11 protein-coding genes, 1 tRNA gene and 3 other RNA genes are annotated in these 16,199 nt (G+C 50.5%); 11 read left to right on the top strand and 4 right to left on the bottom strand.

Annotated elements, in window-relative coordinates; translation table 11 throughout:
• Positions 1 to 136 precede the first annotated feature (136 nt).
• From eptB to OGW16_RS09235, 5 genes are all read left to right on the top strand, one after another.
• The gene (gene eptB, locus OGW16_RS09255; RefSeq protein ID WP_100193732.1) at positions 137 to 1,831 is read left to right on the top strand and encodes a kdo(2)-lipid A phosphoethanolamine 7''-transferase; all 1,695 of its coding nucleotides are present in this window, start codon (positions 137 to 139) and stop codon (positions 1,829 to 1,831) included.
• A gap of 91 nt (positions 1,832 to 1,922) precedes the next feature.
• Positions 1,923 to 1,999 (top strand) — tRNA-Pro (locus tag OGW16_RS09250).
• Between the two features lie 32 nt (positions 2,000 to 2,031).
• Positions 2,032 to 2,164, top strand: a non-coding RNA gene (locus tag OGW16_RS09245) — RtT sRNA.
• A 34-nt stretch (positions 2,165 to 2,198) separates the two neighbouring features.
• Positions 2,199 to 2,331, top strand: a non-coding RNA gene (locus OGW16_RS09240) — RtT sRNA.
• Between the two features lie 32 nt (positions 2,332 to 2,363).
• Positions 2,364 to 2,495, top strand: a non-coding RNA gene (locus OGW16_RS09235) — RtT sRNA.
• A 46-nt stretch (positions 2,496 to 2,541) separates the two neighbouring features.
• On the opposite strand, the gene OGW16_RS09230 is transcribed toward OGW16_RS09235, so the two are convergent.
• The gene (locus OGW16_RS09230; protein ID WP_181634222.1) at positions 2,542 to 3,903 is read right to left on the bottom strand and encodes a hypothetical protein; all 1,362 of its coding nucleotides are present in this window, start codon (positions 3,901 to 3,903) and stop codon (positions 2,542 to 2,544) included.
• Between the two features lie 325 nt (positions 3,904 to 4,228).
• Positions 4,229 to 5,590, bottom strand: a complete 1,362-nt coding sequence (locus OGW16_RS09225) for a hypothetical protein (protein WP_286518340.1) — start codon at positions 5,588 to 5,590, stop codon at positions 4,229 to 4,231.
• Between the two features lie 714 nt (positions 5,591 to 6,304).
• On the opposite strand from OGW16_RS09225, the gene dppA reads away from it, so the two are divergent.
• From dppA to OGW16_RS09195, 6 genes are all read left to right on the top strand, one after another.
• Complete coding sequence (dppA, locus tag OGW16_RS09220) at positions 6,305 to 7,912, top strand: dipeptide ABC transporter periplasmic-binding protein DppA (RefSeq protein ID WP_172862492.1); 1,608 nt, start codon at positions 6,305 to 6,307, stop codon at positions 7,910 to 7,912.
• 166 nt (positions 7,913 to 8,078) lie between these two features.
• Entirely contained in the window at positions 8,079 to 9,098 is a 1,020-nt protein-coding gene (gene dppB / locus OGW16_RS09215) for a dipeptide ABC transporter permease DppB (protein ID WP_003837733.1), read from the top strand.
• Positions 9,099 to 9,107: 9 nt separating this feature from the next.
• Positions 9,108 to 10,010 (top strand): dipeptide ABC transporter permease DppC, encoded by a 903-nt coding sequence (gene dppC, locus OGW16_RS09210; RefSeq protein ID WP_043018668.1) that lies wholly within the window; start codon positions 9,108 to 9,110, stop codon positions 10,008 to 10,010.
• 10 nt (positions 10,011 to 10,020) lie between these two features.
• Positions 10,021 to 11,004 carry a dipeptide ABC transporter ATP-binding protein gene (gene dppD / locus OGW16_RS09205; RefSeq protein ID WP_005133837.1) on the top strand — a complete coding sequence of 328 codons (984 nt, stop codon included), beginning with the start codon at positions 10,021 to 10,023 and terminating at the stop codon, positions 11,002 to 11,004.
• A complete protein-coding gene (gene dppF, locus OGW16_RS09200) occupies positions 11,001 to 12,005 on the top strand; it encodes a dipeptide ABC transporter ATP-binding subunit DppF (protein WP_047407999.1) in 1,005 nt (334 codons plus the stop codon). The genes dppD and dppF overlap by 4 nt, the downstream gene beginning before the upstream one ends.
• Before the next feature lie 176 nt (positions 12,006 to 12,181).
• Positions 12,182 to 13,384: a sigma-54 interaction domain-containing protein gene (locus tag OGW16_RS09195; protein WP_181634223.1), complete on the top strand. Its 1,203-nt coding sequence runs from the start codon at positions 12,182 to 12,184 to the stop codon at positions 13,382 to 13,384.
• Positions 13,385 to 13,419: 35 nt separating this feature from the next.
• On the opposite strand, the gene OGW16_RS09190 is transcribed toward OGW16_RS09195, so the two are convergent.
• Together OGW16_RS09190 and megL are read right to left on the bottom strand one after the other, a co-directional pair.
• Positions 13,420 to 14,718, bottom strand: coding sequence for an aromatic amino acid transport family protein (locus tag OGW16_RS09190; RefSeq protein WP_043018665.1), 1,299 nt, complete (start codon positions 14,716 to 14,718; stop codon positions 13,420 to 13,422).
• A gap of 117 nt (positions 14,719 to 14,835) precedes the next feature.
• On the bottom strand, positions 14,836 to 16,032 hold the full coding sequence (gene megL, locus OGW16_RS09185) for a methionine gamma-lyase (RefSeq protein WP_003023295.1): 1,197 nt from the start codon (positions 16,030 to 16,032) through the stop codon (positions 14,836 to 14,838).
• Positions 16,033 to 16,199 lie beyond the last annotated feature (167 nt).

The raw sequence follows: 16,199 nt of genomic DNA, 5'->3' as shown, positions 1-16,199 counted from the left end.
ACTTTTTCTCCCTCCTGTGGTCTACTTACCCGCGCCCGTAGACATTTCACTTCTGCTGTTGTCGCATTTTTCCTCTGTCCGGTCTGATTGATCGCTGCACAGGGTGTTTTTATCCCGATTTCCAGGGTTTGTTTGCATGAGATACATTAAGTCGATGACGCAGCAGAAACTCAGTTTCTTGCTGGCAATCTATATCGGTTTGTTTATGAACTGTGCTGTATTTTTCCGTCGCTTTAGCGGATATGCGCACGAGTTTACCGTCTGGAAAGGACTCTCCGCGGTTGTTGAATTGGCCGGCACTGTGCTGGTGACCTTCTTTTTACTCCGACTTCTCTCGTTATTTGGCCGACGCGCCTGGCGTGTGCTGGCAACCTTTGTGGTGCTGTGTTCTGCCGGCGCCAGTTATTATATGACCTTCCTGAACGTGGTAATTGGCTACGGCATTATCGCCTCCGTTATGACCACGGATATTGATTTATCGAAAGAAGTCGTCGGCTGGCATTTCATCGTGTGGCTGGTTTCGGTCAGTATTATCCCATTGGTGCTGATCTGGAGTAACCGCTGCCGCTATACCCTGATGAGACAGATTCGTACGCCGGGTATGAGATGGCGTAGCGTGGGGGTAGTATTGTTAGCTGGCCTGCTGGTATGGGCGCCGATTCGCCTGCTGAGCATGCAACAGAGAAGCGTTGAACGTGAAACGGGGATCGATCTACCCAGCTATGGCGGGGTCGTGGCGAACTCTTATTTGCCGTCAAACTGGCTTTCAGCGCTGGGTCTGTACGCCTGGGCACAGGTGGATGAATCTTCAGACAACAAATCGCTGATGAACCCGGCGAAGAAGTTCACCTACGTTGCGCCCAAAAATCTCGACGACACCTATGTGGTCTTTATTATCGGGGAAACCACGCGTTGGGATCATATGGGGATTTTTGGCTATGAGCGCAATACTACGCCAAGACTCGCCCAGGAGAAAAATCTGGCCGCATTCCGGGGATATTCCTGCGATACGGCAACTAAACTTTCGCTGCGCTGTATGTTTGTACGCCAGGGCGGGGCGGAAGAAAACCCGCAGCGTACCCTGAAGGAACAAAACGTCTTTGCTGTGCTCAGCCAGTTAGGGTTCAAGACAGACCTCTACGCGATGCAAAGCGAGATGTGGTTCTACAGTAATACCATGGCGGAGAACATCGCTTACCGTGAGCAGATTGGCGCTGAGCCGCGTAACCGTGGCAAAAACGTTGACGATATGCTGCTGATTACCGAGATGCAGCAGTCTTTGCAGAATAATGAAGATGGTGACAAGCATCTGATTATTCTGCACACCAAAGGCTCGCATTTTAACTACACTCAGCGCTACACCCGCGAATATGCGCAGTGGAAGCCGGAGTGCGTCAATGTTGATAGCGGCTGCTCGAAGGCCGAGATGATCAACTCGTTTGATAACTCGGTAACCTATGTTGATCACTTTATTACCAAAGTGTTCGATCAACTGCGCGATAAGAAAGCGATTGTGTTCTACGCCGCCGACCACGGTGAGTCGATTAACGAGCGTGAGCACCTGCACGGTACGCCGCGTAAAATGGCGCCACCAGAGCAGTTCCGGGTTCCTATGATGGTGTGGATGTCAGACAAATATCTGGAAGACCCAGACCATGCGAAGGCGTTTGCACATCTGAAGCAAGAAGCTGATATGAAGGTGCCACGTCGTCATGTGGAACTGTACGACACTATTTTGGGTTGCCTCGGTTATACCTCGCCAAATGGCGGTATTAACGAGAATAACAACTGGTGCCGCATTCCGGACGCGAAGAAGGTTAAGGCTCAGTAATTGGGCTGCTGACTTTCTCACCGATCAAATGGCATTTTGATGCTAAGGGATTGACGGGCGCGCTGCTGAGCAGTAAGATGCGCCCCGCATTCGGTGATTGGCGCAGCCTGGTAGCGCACTTCGTTCGGGACGAAGGGGTCGGAGGTTCGAATCCTCTATCACCGACCAAATTCAAAACCCTGCTCAACGAGCAGGGTTTTTTGCATTATAGCCTGTGAGGATGAGAACCTCCGGGGGCAAGAGGTTCGACTCGAGCGCAGCGAGAGAACGTTGCGCCAGCAACGGCCCGCAGGGCGAGGCACGCAGTGGCGAGTAATCCTCTATCACCGACCAAATTAGAAAAGCCCGCTCTTTGAGCGGGTTTTTTGCTTTCCGGAATCCACGAGGATGAGAACCTCCGGGGGCAAGAGGTTCGACTCGAGCGCAGCGAGAGAACGTTGCGCCAGCAACGGCCCGCAGGGCGAGCCACGCAGTGGCGAGTAATCCTCTATCACCGACCAAATTTAAAACCCTGCTCAACGAGCAGGGTTTTTTGCATTATAGCCCGTGAGGATGAGAACCTCCGGGGGCAAGAGGTTCGACTCGAGCGTACGAGAGAACGTTGCGCCAGCAACGGCCCGCAGGGCGAGCCACGCAGTGGCGAGTAATCCTCTATCACCGACCAAATTCAAAACCCTGCTCAACGAGCAGGGTTTTTTACTTTAGCGCCATCAGGCAACGGCTGAACCGCTCAGATCAACGTACCAGCCGTCATCACCGCGCGTTACCGCTGTGATTTCCCAGTCAGCCGGGGCATTCAGTAATGAAACGTTCAATTCATCGGTTGAAGCATTCTCGATGATAAGCCCGCAGTCGCCGGTCCAGGTGACGGTCGAGCCATCCTCACTCAGCGAACCATAACGCAGGTTGCATTCATGGTAATCAAGTTTAGAGGCGCTATAGGGGGCAATGCACAGCAAGCCTGGCTGGGTATCCGGTTTGCTCATGCAAAAAGAGGAATAATCTCGCTGGTCGAATTGGATGAGATCGGTAATAAACTCGCTTTGGAGGACAAAACCTTTCCAGTTATCGGCGTCTACTGTGTTCGTCAGGCGCACAAAAACCGGCACGGCATTACTTGTATAAACTGCGGTTACAGCAGCGGAAGTATGGTTTAATGCGACAGGAATATTATCCACACCTGTATTGGTGATTAAATTGCGGAACTCATTGAAGTCAAAACCTACGCCATCTGTAGGGTAAGGTGTTGTGAAAAAAAACAGCGGTGAATTTGCTGTACTAAAAATTGATGCTGATTGGTACAGCCAGTTATTTGCATCATCTTTTAAATTCACGCTGAACTGAGTGCTTAAAACTGACATGTCACCGCGATATTCCTCTTGATCGTAAAAAAAACTATGGTCGTAGTTTTCTACAATGTATTCATAGTGAACAATAAAATGGTTATCACTCAGTTTCTCAATTGTATAGGGCAATACACTGACATCTGGCGTTAGGGTAATCGTCTCTGATTCAGGTAAATAAGTGACGGTAACGCTGGCTAATTTATCGTAACTGGATTGACAGCCATCGGGATATTTTGCCGTCGTAGCCTCGGCAGTCAGTGAGGTAGACTCAGAAAGCTGCGTTTCCGGGTTCAAAAAAACCATCACGCCAGGGATGTTTTGTTGGGTATGATTAAAGTAACAATCTGTATTAATATGGGGTAATGATGAAACATATGAATCTATAGATGTTCTGAAGTTATTCAGTTTGTTAGTGACATCCATGCTGACAATAATTTCATTTTCAGGTAGGGAAATTGCAAAAACGCCAGATAAGTTCTCAATATTATTTGTCAGTACGGTCAGGTCGCTGACATCCTCATTAATAAAAAGCTCTGAACGATAAGGAATAACCGACTCATTTTCCTGAACAGCATCAATACTCTGAAGAAAAAGTTTATTCCCGTTTACCTTAACCGAACGAAATGCCCAGATACCATACTCAAAGACATCTAATACTTTATGCACTGGCAGGATAATGGATGTGCCCTGAAAATTGGTCTCAGTATAAAAAATCATATCGCTCATTATATTTCTCCATTTCATATTTAATTGTGGACGCGGCTGGTTGTTAGCCGTGAATCAAATTTAATGGAGAAGGCAGGGTTAAATGAAATCACATCAGATAAAAATCGGTTTATTTATAATTTTGATAGAAAAATGCAGCTGGCATCTATGATGCTGTGTGATTTAATGGGAGATAGTGATGTCGGCTGTTGAGGCCAACGCGCCAATTTTCACTCAGGTCTTGCCCCTTATAATGCGAACTGAAGATAAGTTTGAAAGCATAAAAAAAGCCTCATCAGAGAATCGATGAGGCTTTTGTCGTCTTATAAAAGAAGATGATTGCCTATCAGGCAGGAACAGAGCCGCTCAGATCAACGTACCAGCAGTCGTCACCGCGTGTTACGGCTGTAATCACCCAGTCTGCTGGGGCATCACTACCCAGCGACAGGGTCAGAGTATCACTGGAAGCATATTCAATGTTAAGCGTTGTTTCTCCTGCCCAAGTGACGGTCGCACCATCAGTACTCAGAGAGCCATACCGAAGTATGCAGGTATTAAAATCCTGAAGATTATTGTTCTCACTTACCACGCATACCATACCGGGTTGTGCAGCATCTGGGTTATTAGCACAGAAAGTATGATATTCAATGGGGTAATGGATAGTGAATATTTTGGTGTTAAAGTAGCTTTCAATGACAAAATCTTTCCAGTTTGCGGAAGCATCTGTATTTGCCAGGCGTAATAACACCGGAATTCCGCCTGCGCAATACGCCAATGACACTTGATTTGAGCTACCGCTGTCAAAAATATTATTGAATCGAGGTAAGGAAGTTGATGTTGTAAAACTGCGATATTGGCTCATATCATATCCATCGCCGCCTGCAGGGTAATCTGTCCAAAGCCACGATGTTTTATAATTAGAATCTGAAATAATCTCCATGGATTTATAGTTCCAGGCGCCGCTTTCATTTCTGACGTTAGAAAACTGATCTTCAGGAGTAATTGCATTATAACTACGATAATCCTCCTCAGGATGCATTATACAATGATCGTAGATCCCGCAGTCATAGGTAAAATGAGCGAGGAAGTGATTCTCATCCACTTTTTCTACGGTAACAGAGACTTGTTTGGCCGCGGGTGTCACGACAACGTCTTTTGTTTCTGGAGAGTACGTAATCGTCGCAGTCGTTGCTGTTCCATAACCTGCACCAATGCTGCCGACTGAGTAAATTGAAACTGATTCACAGGTCAGATATACAGATGAGGATAGTAACGTCACCGGGTTCAAAATAGCGAGCGTGCCTGAAATAGTATCTGCACTGTAGTTTTCATAGCAATACGAATCGAACAGAGGCGGTTGTTTTGCTTCACTATCAATGTTTGTTTTAAACCCTCGCATATCACAGTGCGGATCCATACTGACAATGATATCATCACTGTTTAGGTTAAAAACCGTGACTGATGACAAAGAGTCCTTCACATGAATAGTGTCCGCTAAATCACGGATATCTTCACTCATGAAATTTTCTTGTTGATTGACAGGATCAAAGTTGATATATGATGCGCTAACCATAGCCTTGTTATTTTTAAGTCTTACTGAGCGATACGCCCATTTCGTTAGAGCATACACCTCAACTTTATCATGGCTTGCAACAGTCAGGCTTTCTCCCTGGAAATCTGGTTCAGTATAAAAAATCATGTCACTCATTGTATTTCTCCATTTCATATTTAATTTTGGATACGGCGGGTTGTTGGCCGTGAATCAAATTTAATGGAGGTAACAGCAATGAATGAAATCACATCAGATAAAAATGGCTTTATTTATATATTTATAGAAGAACGCCATCCCCTCAATGATACTGTGAGATTTTACGAGAGGAGATGATGTCGGCTAGGGAGGATAACGTGCCATTTTGTGACATCTTCTATTGATTTTATGTATGAGCTTGCGCTGAGAAAGGTGTCTGAACTTATGTCTGAAAGTAGCATTTTCACCTGTGCGTTTTAACGTTCACAGAAGGTCATGCTCACATATTCAGCAAAATGTGAGTTATTTTTCATAATCTGCGTAAAATTTATACTCTAAGTGTTGCAATATGTTTGGTTTTTTATGCTGAGTCAGAGGGCGTAGCATAAATTTCCCTGCTGGAAATGTTTCAGAAATGTTTTTTTTATCTTTGTTCGGGATTTCTCATCCTCCGCGTAAATCAAGGCTCCCTTATTGACGTTTACACATTCTGTTGACAGATTGTAGGGCATGAGGGGCATTTCATGGAGAATCCGCACTGCAACTCAGTCGCTTATGTGAACGGAATCCCCATCCTCTTAACGCCGACCCGGCCGGGTAAAAAACAAAAAAGGCCAGGCGGTGCAAACCCACTGCAAAGGGTAAAACAACAAACATCACATTTGGAGCAGAAGAATGAGTATTTCCTTGAAGAAGTCAGGGATGCTGAAGCTTGGTCTGAGCCTGTTGGCCATGACCGTTGCAGCAAGCGTACAGGCTAAAACTCTGGTTTATTGTTCAGAAGGATCTCCTGAAGGCTTTAACCCGCAGCTTTTTACCTCTGGCACCACCTATGATGCCAGCTCCGTACCGATCTATAACCGCCTGGTTGAGTTCAAAACGGGTACAACTGAAGTCATCCCGGGCCTTGCTGAGAAGTGGGAAATCAGCGAAGACGGTAAAACCTATACTTTCCACCTGCGCCAGGGCGTGAAGTGGCAAGACAACAAAGATTTCAAACCGACGCGCGATTTAAACGCCGATGACGTGGTGTTCTCTTTCGATCGTCAGAAAAATGCCCAGAACCCGTACCACAAAGTGTCCGGCGGCAGCTATGAATACTTCGAAGGGATGGGTCTGCCAGATCTGATCGCCGAAGTGAAAAAAGTGGACGATAAAACCGTTCAGTTCGTCCTGACTCGCCCGGAAGCACCGTTCCTGGCTGACCTGGCGATGGACTTCGCTTCTATTCTTTCCAAAGAATATGCGGATAACATGCTGAAAGCCGGTTCCCCGGAGAAAGTGGATCTGAACCCAATCGGTACCGGTCCGTTCCAACTGCAGCAGTACCAGAAAGACTCCCGTATTCTGTATAAAGCATTCGAAGGTTACTGGGGCACCAAGCCGCAGATCGACCGTCTGGTCTTCTCCATTACGCCTGACGCTTCCGTGCGTTACGCCAAGCTGCAGAAGAACGAGTGCCAGGTGATGCCGTACCCGAACCCGGCAGACATCGCGCGCATGAAGCAGGATAAAAACATCAACCTGATGGAGCAGGCCGGTCTGAACGTTGGCTACCTCTCTTTCAACACCGAGAAGAAACCGTTTGATGACGTGAAAGTCCGCCAGGCGTTGACCTACGCGGTGAACAAAGAAGCCATCATTAAAGCGGTTTATCAGGGCGCTGGCGTCGCCGCGAAGAACCTGATCCCGCCGACCATGTGGGGCTATAACGACGACGTTAAAGACTACACCTACGACCCTGAGAAAGCCAAAGCGCTGCTGAAGGAAGCCGGTCAGGATAAAGGCTTTACCGTTGAGCTGTGGGCGATGCCGGTACAGCGTCCGTACAACCCGAACGCTCGCCGTATGGCGGAGATGGTTCAGGCCGACTGGGCGAAAATTGGCGTTCAGGCCAAAATTGTGACCTACGAGTGGGGCGAGTATCTGAAACGCGCCAAAGCGGGCGAGCATCAGGCGGTGATGATGGGCTGGACCGGTGACAATGGGGATCCGGACAACTTCTTCGCCACCCTGTTCAGCTGTGCGGCAGCGAAAGACGGTTCCAACTACTCTCGCTGGTGCTACAAGCCGTTTGAAGACCTGATCCAGCCGGCGCGTGCGACTGACGATCACAACAAACGTATTGAACTGTACAAGCAAGCGCAGGTAGTTATGCACGATCAGGCTCCGGCTCTGATTGTTGCTCACTCCACCGTGTACGAACCAGTGCGTAAAGAAGTGAAAGGCTATGTGGTTGATCCATTAGGCAAACACCACTTCGAAAACGTTTCTGTCGAATAATTAAAAGCAATTAAGGAAGCGCTGCGCCCCGGTATTGTGTAGGCCGGATAAGCGCAGCGCCATCCGGCGTAATGCTTTACCCGCGATGCAGTTTGCGTGGGATAAGATTTGTGAGCAATACAGACTCACGGTTCCAGGCCGTGCGTCATTAGAGAGAATCCGGGTTATGTTGCAGTTCATTCTCCGACGTTTGGGACTCGTCATCCCCACGTTTATCGGTATCACTCTTCTCACTTTTGCCTTCGTCCATATGATCCCCGGCGATCCGGTAATGATCATGGCGGGTGAACGTGGAATCTCCCCTGAGCGTCATGCTCAACTGTTGGCTGAACTCGGTCTGGATAAACCGATGTGGCAGCAGTACCTCCATTATATCTGGGGGGTTATGCATGGTGACTTAGGTATCTCGCTGAAAAGCCGCTTACCGGTATGGGAAGAGTTCGTACCTCGCTTTAAAGCAACGCTGGAACTCGGCGTTTGCGCGATGATTTTCGCCGTCGCGGTGGGTATTCCGGTGGGCGTACTTGCTGCCGTGAAGCGCGGCTCTATTTTCGATCACACCGCCGTTGGCCTGGCGCTGACCGGTTACTCCATGCCGATCTTCTGGTGGGGCATGATGCTGATCATGCTGGTTTCCGTGCAGTGGAACCTGACGCCGGTTTCCGGTCGGGTGAGCGACATGGTGTTCCTTGATGACTCCAATCCCCTGACCGGTTTTATGCTGATAGACACCGCCATCTGGGGGGAAGAGGGCAACTTTATTGATGCGTTGGCGCATATGGTTCTGCCGGCGATGGTGCTGGGTACCATTCCTCTGGCGGTCATTGTGCGTATGACCCGTTCATCGATGCTGGAAGTGCTGGGCGAGGATTACATTCGCACCGCGCGCGCCAAAGGCCTGACTCGTATGCGCGTCATCATCATTCACGCTCTGCGTAACGCGATGCTGCCCGTGGTAACCGTAATCGGCCTGCAGGTCGGTACGCTGCTGGCCGGAGCAATCCTGACCGAAACTATCTTCTCCTGGCCGGGGCTGGGGCGCTGGCTGATCGATGCGCTGCAACGCCGTGATTATCCGGTGGTGCAGGGCGGGGTGCTGCTGGTCGCGACGATGATTATTCTCGTCAACCTGCTGGTAGACCTGCTGTACGGCGTGGTGAACCCGCGTATTCGGCATAAGAAGTAAGGGGCCATCATGTCACAGGTTACTGAAAATAAAGTTATTGCTGCACCGGTGCCAATGACTCCGCTGCAGGAGTTCTGGCACTATTTTAAACGCAACAAAGGTGCGGTTGTTGGGCTGGTGTACGTTGTGGTGATGATCCTGATTGCGGTCTTTGCCAACGTCCTTGCGCCGTACAATCCGGCTGAGCAGTTCCGTGATGCGCTGCTGGCACCACCTGCGTGGCAGGAAGGCGGTACCATGGCGCATCTGTTTGGTACAGATGATGTGGGCCGCGATGTGCTGTCCCGCCTGATGTACGGTGCGCGTCTGTCGCTGCTGGTCGGCTGTCTGGTGGTGGTGCTCTCCCTACTGATGGGCGTGATTCTCGGGCTTATCGCCGGCTACTTTGGCGGGATTGTCGATAACGTCATTATGCGTGTGGTCGATATCATGCTGGCGTTGCCGAGCCTGTTACTGGCGCTGGTGCTGGTGGCGGTGTTTGGCCCCTCGATTGGCAACGCCGCGCTGGCGCTGACGTTCGTGGCATTGCCGCACTATGTACGTCTGACGCGCGCCGCCGTGCTGGTGGAAGTTAACCGCGACTACGTCACCGCATCCCGCGTGGCGGGAGCCGGTGCGATGCGCCAGATGTTCGTCAATATTCTTCCTAACTGTCTTGCGCCGCTGATTGTTCAGGCGTCGCTGGGCTTCTCTAACGCCATTCTCGATATGGCTGCTCTCGGCTTCCTGGGGATGGGCGCACAGCCGCCTACGCCGGAATGGGGCACCATGCTCTCTGACGTGTTGCAGTTTGCGCAAAGCGCCTGGTGGGTCGTGACCTTCCCGGGGTTGGCAATCCTGCTGACGGTGCTGGCATTTAACCTGATGGGTGACGGTCTGCGTGACGCGCTCGATCCCAAACTGAAGCAGTAAGAGGTTCGAGATGGCGTTATTAAATGTAGATAAATTATCGGTGCATTTCGGCGATGTCGGTTCCGAATTCCGCGCCGTAGACCGCATTAGCTACAGTGTGAACCAGGGTGAAGTGGTTGGCATTGTTGGGGAGTCAGGCTCTGGTAAGTCCGTCAGCTCGCTGGCGATTATGGGATTGATTGACTACCCAGGCCGGGTAATGGCCGAAAATCTGGAATTTAATGGTCGCGACCTGAAGCGCATCTCTGAGAAAGAGCGTCGCCAGTTAGTGGGCGCGGAAGTCGCGATGATCTTCCAGGACCCGATGACCAGCCTTAACCCGTGCTATACCGTTGGTTACCAGATTATGGAAGCCATCAAGGTGCACCAGGGCGGCAACAAAAAAACGCGTATTCAGCGGGCGATTGACCTGCTGACGCTGGTGGGGATCCCCGATCCGGCCTCGCGTCTGGATGTATATCCGCACCAGTTGTCCGGTGGGATGAGCCAGCGCGTCATGATCGCGATGGCGATAGCCTGTCGTCCAAAGCTGCTGATTGCCGACGAACCGACCACGGCGCTGGATGTGACTATTCAGGCGCAAATCATCGAGCTGCTGCTGGAGTTGCAGCAAAAAGAGAACATGGCGCTGGTCTTAATTACGCACGATCTGGCGCTGGTGGCCGAAGCGGCGCACAAAATTATCGTGATGTACGCCGGGCAGGTCGTGGAAACCGGGGCCGCGCAGGATATTTTCCGCGCGCCGCGTCACCCGTATACCCAGGCGTTGCTGCGCGCGTTGCCGGAGTTTGCTCAGGATAAAGCGCGTCTGGCTTCGTTGCCGGGCGTGGTGCCCGGTAAATATGACCGCCCGAACGGCTGTTTGCTGAATCCGCGCTGCCCCTATGCGACCGACAAATGCCGCGCTGAAGAACCTGAACTGAACCTGCTGGAAGGCGGTCGTCAGTCGAAATGCCACTACCCACTTGATGATGCCGGGAGGCCTGGGCTATGAGTACGCAAAAGGCCGCTTTGCCACAGCCGCTGTTGCAGGCAATTGACCTGAAAAAACACTACCCGGTGAAAAAGGGCATGTTCGCCCCGGAACGCCTGGTGAAAGCGCTGGACGGTGTCTCCTTTACCTTAGAACGCGGTAAAACATTGGCGGTGGTCGGCGAGTCGGGCTGCGGGAAATCCACCCTTGGCCGCCTGCTGACAATGATTGAAGTTCCGACCGGCGGTGAGCTGTATTACCAGGGGCAGGATCTGCTTAAGCACGACCCTCAGGCGCAGAAGCTGCGTCGGCAGAAAATCCAGATTGTGTTCCAGAACCCGTACGGTTCCCTGAACCCGCGTAAAAAAGTCGGGCAGATTCTGGAAGAGCCGCTGCTAATCAACTCCGCGCTGAGCAAAGAGCAGCGTCGTGAAAAGGCGCTGGCGATGATGGCGAAAGTGGGGCTGAAAACTGAGCACTACGATCGCTATCCGCACATGTTCTCCGGCGGTCAGCGTCAGCGTATTGCCATCGCTCGTGGGCTGATGCTTGACCCGGACGTGGTGATTGCCGATGAGCCGGTCTCGGCGCTGGACGTTTCCGTTCGTGCGCAGGTGCTAAACCTGATGATGGACTTGCAGCAGGAACTGGGGTTGTCATACGTCTTCATCTCCCACGACCTGTCGGTAGTTGAGCACATTGCCGATGAAGTGATGGTGATGTACTTAGGGCGCTGCGTGGAAAAAGGAACGAAGGATCAGATCTTCAATAATCCGCGTCATCCGTACACGCAGGCGCTGCTTTCCGCAACGCCGCGCCTGAACCCTGACGATCGTCGTGAGCGTATCAAGCTGACCGGTGAGCTGCCAAGCCCGCTGAATCCGCCGCCGGGCTGTGCGTTCAACGCGCGCTGCCGTCGTCGCTTTGGTCCGTGTACCCAGCTTCAGCCGCAGTTGAAAGATTACGGCGGTCAACTGGTCGCCTGTTTCGCCGTTGACCAGGATGAAAACCCGCAGCAATAAACGTGGGTTATGACCCAATAACCGGAGCCTTGTGCTCCGGTTTTTTTATATTTTGTTTTTACGCCCACAATGTGAGTCCTCTGGCAGAACATTATTCCATAGCGTCTAAAATGTAGTCAGATTTTCTCTTGTCACAGAAATATCTGTTTCGCAGTTGCTAACTATCAGGAGCAAATGTGGTCACGATACGCTGGGATATTAAAACAATTGATCGTCTGTCGATGGTTGAGGATGTCCTGAAGGAATTTTCCTGCTGCGATATCAATATCATCTCGATGAAAGTCACGCCGGGACGGATCCTGATTAAATCCTGGTGCCGCCAGTTACAGGATATTTCCTGCGTGCAATCCTGTTTAAGCCAGCGCGCAGATATTATTAACGTCGCTTACCTGTGCGAAGAGATAAGCGAGCTGTCGATGTCTGAGCCGGAACGCCCGCGCTATTTCTCTGACATTATTTGCAGCAGCCAGAGCATGCGCTTGCTTATCGAAAAGGCGATAAAAATTGCCGACAGCAAATACACTGTTCTGATCCGCGGCGATACGGGTACCGGCAAAGAGCTGTTGGCCCGGGCTATCCATAATTCCGGGCAGCGACGTTTTTATCCGTTTATTCCGGTCAACTGCTCTGCGCTACCTGAGTCGCTAATGGAGAGTGAATTCTTTGGCTACGAGAAAGGGGCTTTTAGCGGCGCAGACGGTAAAGGCAAAAAAGGGCTGTTTGAAATGGCCGATAAAGGCACCCTTTTTCTCGATGAATTTGGTGAAATGCCGCTGAGTTTACAGGCTAAATTACTGCGTGTTCTTCAGGATGGCGGGATCCGTCGCGTTGGCGGGGCGCAAATTATTCCGGTCAATGTGCGCATTATTGTGGCCACCAACGCCAATCTGGAAGAGAGGGTGGAACAACGTCTGCTGCGCGCGGATCTCTATTACCGCATCAACGTGCTTTCACTGACTATTCCGCCTTTGCGGGAGCGCCCACAGGATATCAGCCTGCTGATTCGCCACTTTGTGCAGAAATACGCGAAGGAATTCCAGCGGCGGATCATTCTGGATAAAGCCTGCTTTGATGCCCTGCATCATCACAACTGGCCGGGAAACGTGCGTGAACTGGAAAATACCATTATTCGCCTGATGCTGATGGCGGAATCCGATGTTATTACGCGGGAAGAATTAGGGATGGTGAATTTGCCCGCCGTTGAGCAGGCACCGACAGAACGTCCTTTTAAAGAACAGGTTTTGTGTGCTGAACGTCAGCTTATTGAACAGATGGTGGAAGAGAATGTGTCGTCGCGGCATATTGCCAAAGCGCTGGGGGTATCACATACCACGGTACTGAATAAAATTCGCAGCTATCAACTGGAGGGTGTGGATTAAGCGCCGCCAGTGGCTGACGGCGCAGTATACGTGGATTATTCAATCAGCTTCAATAATGGCGACAGGCACAGCAGGATCCCGTACAGCAGGATGAGCCAGGTTTTCAGCCCGCGCAGTTTTTCCAGTTGCGTTACTTTATAGATCAGGAAAAACGGAATAATACACGACACAATCCCGTACAGTGGGCTACCCAACTGGAAGAACACCAGTACCGAGACGCGAAATGATACCCAAATGACCAGGGTGATAACAATAAAGGTGCAAATACCTAGTGTAAGCACCAGGGGATTAATTTTCTCGACGTCAATAACGCGACTCAGAACGTTAAGAATAATACCTTTAATCGCCTCGTGGAACCCCAGATAAATACCAAAGAATGCGGTTAATACGGCGAAGATATTCAGCACCGTGGAGGTGATATGAATAATTTGCCCTGGAATGACCTGCGCCGCCAGCGCCAGTGCGGAAATATTTTGTTCAAAGGCCGAAACGGCCTCTTCATGGCTAATAGAAAAGGTAAAAGAGAAAGAGAAAAACAGAATGACCGCAATCAGCGTAATGTAACTGATCCGATGCGTACGGATTGCCATACGCGTGGCCAGCACCCGATCCGCCACCCGTTTGCGGTAGGCGATGTTCATTGGGTTCAACACCTGAATAAACACCGCTGAGAAGAAGCAGAACGGGATGGTCAGCAGCACGTCGCGAAAGAAGACCGATGCTTCAGGGAATGCGCTGATATTAGCGAAGTTCCAGTGCGGAACCATCGCAAAACCAAACACGATGATGATACCCACTTTGACTACCACCATCGGACCGGAGATTTTGAACAGCAGTTTTTCTCCCCCGGAAGCAATGGCGACCAGCACGGCAAAAATGGCCACTTTGTAGATTATCGACTGTGAGAGATCGGCCTCGGTCAAGCCGAAAGTTTTGATATATGAGGCACTGTCAAAAACCACGGATAAGGAATAGATAAATATGCCGTGAATAATCATCAGAAAATAGATGACGCCAAGAAATACGCCCCAGTTCTTGCCCAGATAATGACTAATAATATCAGTATAGTCATTACAGGTTTCACTTTCTGATAATGTTTTTAAATAAATATCCTGCACAATATAGGTTGCCGGATAGGCAATAATAAAGGCGACAATGAATACCCAAATGCCTGTTAAACCTATTTGTACCGGCATCAGTACCGTTCCGGCGCCAATTGCCATGCCGATGCACAGTAATACCCAGCCAAAATCGTATTTCGTGAATGGTATTTTCTTTGAGAATGGTACGGCGGTTGCTGTATTGTTGCTTAGTTGTAGTGTGTTGTCCTGCATAGAACCCCCTGCCCAAAATACGCGCTCCCCCCGAAACAGGATTGCGCGTATTGCCAGACTGTTGTGCCTTGATTCTCAACAACCTGAACCGATCTGCGTCGGTTCAGGTCATAATGGTCAGAATGTTGCCTTTCTGATGGCGTGTTCAAGGTCGTTAATAATATCTTCTGGATCTTCAAGACCCACAGAAAGACGGATAAGCCCGTCGGTAATACCTGCTTTAAGCCGCTCCTCTGGCGCAACGGGCGAATGTGTCATAGACGCTGGGTGCTGAATGAGGGTTTCGGTATCACCGAGACTGACCGCGAGGAGGCACAATTCTACAGAATTGATCATCCGTCTGCCAGCCTCGAGGCCGCCAGCGATTTCGAAGCTGATGATTCCTCCTGGCAAGCTCATCTGCCGCTGGCCCAGCTCATACTGCGGATGCGAAGACAGGCCAGGATAATAGACCCGGGTAATGGACGGATGCCCTTCAAGGAAGCGGGCGATTTTCAACGCGTTTTCACAGTGGCGCTCCATACGAATACCCAGCGTTTTAACGCCGCGCAGCGTCAACCAGGCGTTGAACGGACTCATGCAGCCGCCGGTGATATCTTTCAGCCCAACAAACCGAGCCTGGTCGATAAACTCCTGCTTGCCGACAATGATGCCGCCAATCACGTCCCCGTGGCCGTTGATGTATTTAGTGACGCTGTGCACCACGATGTCTGCGCCCAGTTGCAAAGGCTGCTGACAGTAGGGCGACATAAAGGTGTTATCCACCACCAGCAATGCGCCTTGCTGATGGGCAATGCCGGCCACCGTTTCAATATCAACCAATGAGAGCGTCGGGTTAGCGGGTGTTTCGATATACACCACTTTGGTTTCCGGACGCATGGCGGCGCGAATTTCTTCAGGCTTAGCCGCATCGACAAAGCTGACGTTAATACCAAACTTCGGCATGCTGTGCGACAAAAACGCGTGGGTACAGCCGTAAATCGCGCTGGCGGAAACAATATGGTCGCCCTGCTGGCATAACGTCAGCAGCGTTGTGGTGATGGCAGAAATACCGGACGCGGTTGCCAGCCCGGCTTCACCTCTTTCCAGTACCGCCAGCTTTTTCTCCAGCGCATCGGTGGTGGGGTTACCCAGGCGGGTGTAAATGTACCCGGACTCTTCGAGCGCAAAGCGGGCGGCACCTTGTTCGGCGCTGTCAAAAACAAACGTTGAAGTCTGGAAAATAGGCGTACTGAGCGCGCCAGTTGAAGGGTCGGGTTGTTGCCCCGCGTGAACGATCTGGGTGTTGAATCCGTAAGTACGACAGTCAGACATGATATCTCCTTTAATTCGGAACAGAACAGCTCACAGTCAAATAGCAATCGCTGTGCCAGAAATTGAATTAATAGATATCAATGGGTTATGTGTTTTCCTGGATTGATAGTCGGCAGGAATGTTGCCAACTGGCAAGAATCTTTCCAGCGTACTGGCGAGAAAAAAGG

Origin of the sequence: Citrobacter sp. Ce104 (assembly GCF_030334595.1) — a bacterium.
Taxonomy (GTDB): Bacteria; Pseudomonadota; Gammaproteobacteria; order Enterobacterales; family Enterobacteriaceae; genus Citrobacter; species Citrobacter europaeus.
This window is presented reverse-complemented; position numbering and strand designations above follow the sequence as displayed.

Excerpts from the sequence above, each read along its gene's own strand:
- OGW16_RS09230 (WP_181634222.1), bottom strand. The coding sequence starts at position 3,903 with ATGAGCGATATGATTTTTTATACTGAGACCAATTTTCAGGGCACATCC.
- dppF (WP_047407999.1), top strand. The coding sequence starts at position 11,001 with ATGAGTACGCAAAAGGCCGCTTTGCCACAGCCGCTGTTGCAGGCAATT.
- OGW16_RS09225 (WP_286518340.1), bottom strand. The coding sequence starts at position 5,590 with ATGAGTGACATGATTTTTTATACTGAACCAGATTTCCAGGGAGAAAGC.
- dppA (WP_172862492.1), top strand. The coding sequence starts at position 6,305 with ATGAGTATTTCCTTGAAGAAGTCAGGGATGCTGAAGCTTGGTCTGAGC.
- OGW16_RS09190 (WP_043018665.1), bottom strand. The coding sequence starts at position 14,718 with ATGCAGGACAACACACTACAACTAAGCAACAATACAGCAACCGCCGTA.
- eptB (WP_100193732.1), top strand. The coding sequence starts at position 137 with ATGAGATACATTAAGTCGATGACGCAGCAGAAACTCAGTTTCTTGCTG.
- dppB (WP_003837733.1), top strand. The coding sequence starts at position 8,079 with ATGTTGCAGTTCATTCTCCGACGTTTGGGACTCGTCATCCCCACGTTT.
- dppC (WP_043018668.1), top strand. The coding sequence starts at position 9,108 with ATGTCACAGGTTACTGAAAATAAAGTTATTGCTGCACCGGTGCCAATG.
- dppD (WP_005133837.1), top strand. The coding sequence starts at position 10,021 with ATGGCGTTATTAAATGTAGATAAATTATCGGTGCATTTCGGCGATGTC.
- megL (WP_003023295.1), bottom strand. The coding sequence starts at position 16,032 with ATGTCTGACTGTCGTACTTACGGATTCAACACCCAGATCGTTCACGCG.